Origin of the sequence: Candidatus Pantoea communis (assembly GCF_011752685.1) — a bacterium.
Lineage (GTDB): Bacteria > Pseudomonadota > Gammaproteobacteria > Enterobacterales > Enterobacteriaceae > Pantoea > Pantoea communis.
Genome location: NZ_VWXC01000024.1, coordinates 69,622 through 77,039, shown reverse-complemented (window position 1 = coordinate 77,039; position 7,418 = coordinate 69,622). Strand labels below are relative to the sequence as shown.

Sequence of the window (7,418 nt, the reverse complement as noted above, 5' to 3'; positions counted from 1 at the left end):
AATCGTAACGAGAGACGATATCAAGGGCCTGACTGAGCTGCATAAAAAAATCCGGAAACGAAGCGTTTCCGGATTCTTACACAGCCACTGGATCGTTCAACTGATCCTTAACTGATCGGCATTAGGCAAGCGCCATCCTTTTTAATCACATCAGCATGGTGCCAAATCAGGCATATACAGGCAGACGCGCACAGATATCGAGTACCTTCTGCTTGGTGCGCTCGATGGTCGCTTCGTCGTTGATGTTGTCCAGCACGTCAGCGATCCAGCCAGCCAGCTCACGCACGTCTGCTTCTTTGAAGCCACGACGTGTCACTGCTGGCGTACCGATACGCACACCGGAGGTCACGAATGGGCTCTTCGGATCGTTAGGTACACTGTTTTTGTTCACAGTGATGTTAGCACGGCCCAGCGCGGCATCCGCTTCTTTACCGGTCAGGTTTTTGCTCACCAGATCGATCAGGAACAGGTGGTTATAAGTACCGCCTGAAACGATGTTGTAGCCACGCTCCAACAGAACTTCAACCATTGCTTTGGCGTTTTTAGCCACTTGCTGCTGGTAAGATTTGAACTCTGGCTCCATTGCTTCTTTGAACGCCACCGCTTTACCCGCGATCACGTGCATCAATGGACCACCCTGACCACCCGGGAACACCGCGGAGTTCAGTTTTTTGTACAGATCTTCGTCGCCGTTTTTCGCCAGAATCAGGCCACCACGTGGACCCGCGAGGGTTTTGTGGGTGGTTGAGGTCACGATGTGAGCATGCGGAACCGGGTTCGGGTAGACATCAGCGGCGATCAGACCGGCAACGTGTGCCATGTCAACGAACAGGTAAGCGCCCACGCTATCAGCGATTTCGCGCATTTTTGCCCAGTCGCACACGCCAGAGTATGCAGAGAAACCACCGACGATCATTTTTGGCTTATGGGTTTTTGCCAGCTCAGCCAGTTCGTCGTAGTTGATTTTGCCGGTTTCGTCGATGCCGTAAGGGATGACGTTATACAGCTTGCCTGACAGGTTCACTGGTGAACCGTGCGTCAGGTGACCACCGTGCGCCAGGTTCATACCGAGGATGGTGTCGCCCGGCTGCAACAGCGCAGTGTAAACCGCGAAGTTGGCCTGTGAGCCAGAGTGCGGCTGTACGTTGGCAAAGTCTGCGCCAAACAGCGCTTTCGCGCGATCGATTGCCAGCTGCTCAACGATATCAACGTATTCACATCCGCCGTAGTAGCGTTTGCCCGGATATCCTTCGGCATATTTGTTGGTGAGCTGTGAACCTTGCGCCTGCATAACGCGTGGGCTGGTGTAGTTTTCAGAAGCAATCAGTTCGATGTGCTCTTCCTGACGCACCTTCTCTTGCTCCATAGCCTGCCACAACTCGGCATCATAATCGGCAATGTTCATATCACGCTTTAACATCCGGCATCTCCTGACTAGCTAACTTTTTTAACGGCAGTTTAGGCCCCGGCAAGGGGCGAAGGCCAACAGTGTAAACGGTTTTGACAGGTGACGGTAGCGCCAATCCCCTCTTTTTACGCAAACGATTGGCACGGCGCTGGAACGGGTTTTTTACGCCTTTTTGCAAGCCTGTAAATCACGATATTTGCTCACGCTGGAGAGGAATATTTTTCAGGTTTGTGGGCCAGCTTCCAGCTTCAGCACCTAACCCGCAATCAAAACAGGGGATTTACAGGCTGGATGAACGATCATAAGATGCATTTAAAATACATGTTTAAATTCACTGTGAGGCATTCACCATGCTCGATGCGCAAACTATCGCTACCGTTAAGTCTTCCCTGCCCGCTATTGCTCAGCTTGGCCCGCAACTCACTGGCCATTTCTATCAGCGTTTATTAACCCAGCATCCGGAACTGAAAAACGTCTTCAACATGAATAATCAGCGCAGCGGCAATCAGCGTGAGGCGCTGTTTAATGCCGTTGTTGCGTACGGCAGCAACCTTGAGAATCTGGCGGTGCTGCTGCCGGCGGTGGAGAAAATTGCGCAGAAGCACACCAGCCTGAATATTCAGCCCGCGCAATATGCGGTAGTCGGTGAAACGTTGCTGGCCACCATCGAAGAGTTGCTCAATCCCGGCGATGACGTCTTACAGGCGTGGGGCAAAGCTTACGGGGTGCTGGCGGATGTGTTTATCCAGCGTGAAGAGGCGATTTATTGCGCCTCAGAAGAGAAAGTCGGCGGCTGGCGTGGCGCGCGTGACTTCCGTATTCGCACCATCAACACTGAAAGCTCAGTAATTAAAAGTTTTGAGCTGGTACCTAACGATGGTCAGCCTGTCGCCGATTTCCTGCCCGGACAATATCTGGCCGTTAGTCTGCGACCTGAAGGTAACGAGAATATCCAGCATCGCCAGTATTCACTCACCCATCTACCTAACGGTAAATCCTATCGTATCGCAGTGAAGCGCGAGGAACACGGCAGCGTTTCCGGTTGGCTGCACACCCATGCGAAGGTCGGTGATATTGTACAATGTACGGCTCCAGCGGGTGATTTCTATCTGCAAACGACAGGAACCGTGCCGGTCACACTGATTTCTGCCGGTGTCGGCCAAACCCCAATGCTGGCAATGTTAGCCAGCCTGGCCGAGCAGCAGTATGCAGGCGCGGTTAACTGGCTGCATGCGGCCGAATGCGGTACACAGCATGCTTTCGCGGATGAAGTGCAAGCCACAGGTGCTCGCCTGCCACATTTCACCAGCCATATCTGGTATCGCGAGCCGGAAAGCGTGGACAGTGGCCGTTTTGATGCGCAGGGATTCATGGACCTCGCAGGCATCTCCAGCCAATTGAATCAGGCCGACCGCCAGTTCTGGCTCTGCGGCCCTCTGCCATTTATGCAGTTTGTCGCGCGGCAGCTGGTCGATGCCGGTATCAGTGCCGATCGTATCCATTATGAAGTTTTTGGCCCGCACAAAGTGCTGTAAACAAAAAAGCCTGCATCATGCAGGCTTTTTAACAGGCTAACGAAGGGGCTTAGATCGCCTCTTCGTCCTCTTCACCGGTACGGATTCGCACCACGCGCGCCACGTCGAACACAAAGATTTTGCCGTCGCCGATTTTGCCGGTCTGCGCGGTATTCATAATGGCTTCAACGCAGGTGTCGACGATGTCATCACCGACCACCATTTCGATTTTCACTTTTGGCAGAAAATCGACCATGTACTCCGCGCCACGATACAGCTCAGTGTGGCCTTTCTGGCGACCAAAACCCTTCACTTCACTGACCGTCATCCCGGTGATGCCCACTTCAGCCAAGGCTTCGCGCACATCATCGAGTTTGAATGGTTTAATAATTGCATCGATCTTTTTCATGACAGATCCTTTTTTCACTCCCTCCATGATGGACGGATAACAAGTAGTATATACCCGTCCTGCTTCAAGTTGCAGAGGGGTTGGCGGCTCTCTTTTCCCCAAATCGCTTGAAGAAGTAAGCTCATCGGGATGCTTTCGTTTGCCGTCTGACTGCAACTCAAATTATTTGGGGTAGTCAATGGATGAATCAATATGCCGCAGCAAGCTACTCTTTAAATTCACTGGCGTCCAGCTCATGGCGTGACAGCAGCTTATAGAATTCTGTACGGTTACGTCCAGCCAGACGCGCAGCGTTGGTGACATTTCCTTTGGTCATTTGCAGCAATTTGCGCAGATAGTTGAGCTCAAATTGATTACGTGCCTCAACAAAGGTCGGCAGCGCGGTGTTTTCACCCGCTAACGCCTGTTCAACCAGCGCATCCCCGATCACGGGTGACGTGCTCAGCGCGACACACTGCTCAATCACGTTGACCAGCTGCCGCACGTTGCCAGGCCAACTGGCCCCCACTAAACGTTTCATCGCATCCACAGAGAAGCTGCGCACGAAGGGTTTATGGCGTTCGGCCGATTGGCGCAAGAGATGGTTCGCCAACAGCGGAATATCCTCTGCACGTTCATGTAGTGCGGGAATCTTCAGATTCACCACATTGAGACGATAGTAGAGATCCTCGCGGAAACTCTTTTTCTCCATCGCTTTGGGCAGATCGCGATGGGTGGCCGAGATGATGCGCACGTTGATATCGACATCCCGATTACTGCCCAGCGGACGCACTTTTCGCTCCTGCAAGACGCGCAGTAGTTTGACCTGCAACGCCTGTGGCATATCACCAATTTCATCAAGAAACAGCGTGCCACCCTCCGCCGCCTGAAACAGCCCTTCACGCGCACTCACGGCACCGGTGAAAGCCCCTTTGGCGTGACCAAACAGCTCAGACTCCAGCAGTTGCTCCGGTAGCGCACCACAGTTAATGGCAATAAACGGCTTGTTTGCACGCGGGCTGGCGGCGTGAATCGCCTGCGCCAGCACCTCTTTACCGGTACCGCTCTGGCCGTTAATCAACACGCTAACATCGGATTGCGCCACCATGTGCGCCTGATCCAGCAAACGCAGCATCAATGGATTGCGCGTTACCACGGCCTCACGCCAGGTGTCATCGCTGACCGGCGCGCGCTGTGCCAGCGCTTCATCAATGGCTTTATACAGCGCGTCACGATCCACTGGCTTCGTCAGAAAACTGAACACCCCCTGCTGCGTAGCGGAAACCGCTTCGGGGATCGAGCCGTGCGCCGTAAGAATGATCACTGGTAAACCCGCATGGCGTTTCTGGATTTCGCCAAATAACGCCAGTCCGTCCATTTCATCCATACGCAGATCGCTGATCACCAGATCAACTTTCTCTTTCTGCAACTGGCGCAGCGCATCCGGGCCACTTGCGGCGGTGGTCACCTGATAGCCTTCACTGCTTAAGCGCATGCCAAGCAGTTTAAGCAGGCCGGGATCATCATCCACCAGCAGTAAACGTGCAGACTGTTTCATGGTCACTGATCCTCACTTTGTGCATCACTGGCGCCGTGCGATGTATCGCTGCTGTCCGCCGGTTTACGGGACGACAGCTGGCGTTCGATGTCAGTTAAGCGCTCAAGCTTACGCTGAGTCTCCTCCAGTGATTGACGCAGTTTGGTTTGCTGCTGGCGCAGGCTATCCAGCTCAGTATCGTGGCTTTGCTGGAGTGCAGCATAGCGGCTGCGTTCACCGCTTAACGCCAGCTGCGCCGCCTGATTGCTACGCCACAACATTAATAACGGACGCACGGAGGTTGGATAGGAAGCGCTGTAACCGTCTAGCGTATCGACGAACTGACGGCGCTCAAAGGGCGTCACATTGCCATTTGCCAGCAGAATGCCTTGTTTAAAAGCACGCGACCAGCCTTGTACTGGCCAGCGTCGTGCCTCAGCCCGCGCTTCCGCTGGGGATAAACGCTCACCACAGTCGATAGCACGCTGCCAGTAAAGAGGGTTGCTCATGGCTGTTGGCGTTTCAATCTTCCACACGTTTTGACAATCGGTCGCCAGATAATCAGGCAGCCGCACTTCTGGCTCAGGAAGATTGGTGCCATCGTGTAACGCGCTGCCCGTGGACGGTGTCTGGCAGGCACTCAAGCCAAATGCCACCAACGCGCAGCTAAAAAGTTTAATCAGGGTGTGTTTCATTAATCAGGCATTCCCGGCGCTGGTCGTCAAAATGATTCGAAAACAGACATCCGCATCCTTGCGCGTTACCAATTGCAAATCGCCCTGCATCCTGCGCAGGCAATCTTTGGCGATGCTTAACCCCAGCCCGCTGCCTTTAACTGGCCCTTTGCGCTGCTGGCTGCCCTGAAAAAAGGGCTCAAAAATCATCGCCTGCTCTTCGGCCGGAATCGGTGTGCCGGTGTTCGCCACCTCAATCCACACCTGGTTGCCTTTCTGTTGGCTCTGCAGCCAGATGTTACCGGATTCGCTGCCGTAGTTCACGGCGTTCGAATAGAGGTTGTCGATGACCCTTTGCAGCAATGTTGCCTCTGCCAGACAGTGCGCCACCTGAAGATCAACATGGGTGGTGATCTGACGTGCACCGGCGGGCAATGAATGGATTTTAACGACCGCATCAACGATGTCATGGATTGCTACCGGCTCCAGCGCCATGGGGCCATCCGCCAGTTTGCGGTTGTAATCCAAAAGTTGTTCGATGAGACGCTGCAAATGGCGGCTGCTGGTATCAAGAATCGCGACCACTTCTTGCTGTTCCGCATTGAGCGGCCCAGCCACCTGATCGGCCAATAATTCCGTGCCCTCTCGTAAGCTGGCAAGCGGGGTTTTCAGTTCGTGTGAGAGATGACGCAGAAACTCATGTCGCTGCTCTTCCAGCCAACTTAGGCGCTCGCTCAGCCACACGATGCGCTGGCCAAGAGAGCGGATTTCACGCGGACCACGAAAACTCACGCTATCGCCAAGCGCTTTGCCTTGCCCCAGTCGGTTAATCATCCGCTCTACGCGTTTAACCGGGCCGATGATCATGCCGGTAAACAGCAGCACCAGCGCCAGACTGATCAGGAACAGAATCAGCGCCTGCCAGCCGAAAAACTGGCCGCGATCGGCGATTTCGCGCTGAAGCTGCAAGCCACGAGAAAATACCACTTCACGCGTCGCCTGCACCATTTGCGCATTGGCATCAGAAAAATGTTCGAGGGCCGTTGCGGCTTTTGCCACTGGGTTACCGTTGTCGCACTGCACGCTGGCGAGCTGCGGCAAGGTTTCCTGCAACGCTTTGAAGGAAGGAAGATCCGGCAGGCTATCCGCATGGCTGGTGAGCATCTGACCGTACCGCGTCCACTGCGTCTGATAAAGCTTTTGCAAGGTGGCATCCCCTAACACGCAATATTGACGATAACTGCGCTCCAGCTCGAGCGCCGTGCGCGCCATCGCTTCGCTGCGGCGTACGTCGGTAAAGGTATTGCGATTGGTATCTGCGGCCTGATTACTCAGCGCAGACAAACTTTCCCAGGCTTGCCACGCCAGCACCAGCAATGGCAACAGGACCAGTAAAAAAGCCATCAAGACTAACTGCCGCAGGGATCGGGGAAACAGACGCCATCTCTTCACTACCGCGCATCCTTTAATGTGAGCTGCTGGCATGCTAACGAAGTATCAATAGGGAAGAAAGTACCGAAAGGAAAACGGCAGCCCTTTTGGGCTGCCGTGAGAGCGACGCCGCAGCATCGCTTGCAAAATAGGTGGAGCCTAACTCAACGTTGCGTCCGATGCTTGATAACGTTGCAAAGCAAGCGATTATCGGTTGGGTGGACGGCAGGCTCCGTTTGGTGCGTCATTCGAATTTTATGAGCTCAACCGCAGTGCGGGGCAATCATAGACAGGAGAATGAGCAACGCAGTGAGTATAGCAACTATCGTGCCAGAAATGAAATAGCATTGATTATCAGAGTAATGCGAGGTGTGACGCATTTTTTTATGAAAAAGCGGACCGGCTGGTCTGGCGAAAGTGTCGCTGATCAGCAACGAGTTAGAGGATGAAAAATTGATCCAATATA

At 53.8% G+C, this 7,418-nt stretch carries 6 protein-coding genes; 1 reads left to right on the top strand and 5 read right to left on the bottom strand.

Annotated elements, in window-relative coordinates; all coding sequences use genetic code 11:
• Positions 1–166: 166 nt before the first annotated feature.
• Positions 167–1,420: a serine hydroxymethyltransferase gene (gene glyA / locus F3J37_RS23895; protein ID WP_045814929.1), complete on the bottom strand. Its 1,254-nt coding sequence runs from the start codon at positions 1,418–1,420 to the stop codon at positions 167–169.
• 338 nt (positions 1,421–1,758) lie between these two features.
• Between glyA and hmpA the strand changes: the two genes are divergently transcribed.
• The gene (gene hmpA / locus F3J37_RS23890) at positions 1,759–2,943 is read left to right on the top strand and encodes an NO-inducible flavohemoprotein (RefSeq protein WP_166936239.1); all 1,185 of its coding nucleotides are present in this window, start codon (positions 1,759–1,761) and stop codon (positions 2,941–2,943) included.
• 49 nt (positions 2,944–2,992) lie between these two features.
• On the opposite strand, the gene glnB is transcribed toward hmpA, so the two are convergent.
• From glnB to F3J37_RS23870, 4 genes are all read right to left on the bottom strand, one after another.
• On the bottom strand, positions 2,993–3,331 hold the full coding sequence (gene glnB, locus F3J37_RS23885; protein WP_034825643.1) for a nitrogen regulatory protein P-II: 339 nt from the start codon (positions 3,329–3,331) through the stop codon (positions 2,993–2,995).
• A 205-nt stretch (positions 3,332–3,536) separates the two neighbouring features.
• A complete protein-coding gene (gene glrR, locus F3J37_RS23880; protein WP_058959153.1) occupies positions 3,537–4,868 on the bottom strand; it encodes a two-component system response regulator GlrR in 1,332 nt (443 codons plus the stop codon).
• A 2-nt stretch (positions 4,869–4,870) separates the two neighbouring features.
• A complete protein-coding gene (gene qseG / locus F3J37_RS23875) occupies positions 4,871–5,542 on the bottom strand; it encodes a two-component system QseEF-associated lipoprotein QseG (RefSeq protein WP_058959154.1) in 672 nt (223 codons plus the stop codon).
• A gap of 3 nt (positions 5,543–5,545) precedes the next feature.
• Entirely contained in the window at positions 5,546–6,973 is a 1,428-nt protein-coding gene (locus F3J37_RS23870) for a sensor histidine kinase (protein ID WP_166936237.1), read from the bottom strand.
• Positions 6,974–7,418 lie beyond the last annotated feature (445 nt).

Bases quoted from the DNA above. Each gene is read 5' to 3' on its own strand.
- glrR (WP_058959153.1), bottom strand. From the start codon at position 4,868: ATGAAACAGTCTGCACGTTTACTGCTGGTGGATGATGATCCCGGCCTG.
- glnB (WP_034825643.1), bottom strand. From the start codon at position 3,331: ATGAAAAAGATCGATGCAATTATTAAACCATTCAAACTCGATGATGTG.
- glyA (WP_045814929.1), bottom strand. From the start codon at position 1,420: ATGTTAAAGCGTGATATGAACATTGCCGATTATGATGCCGAGTTGTGG.
- hmpA (WP_166936239.1), top strand. From the start codon at position 1,759: ATGCTCGATGCGCAAACTATCGCTACCGTTAAGTCTTCCCTGCCCGCT.
- qseG (WP_058959154.1), bottom strand. From the start codon at position 5,542: ATGAAACACACCCTGATTAAACTTTTTAGCTGCGCGTTGGTGGCATTT.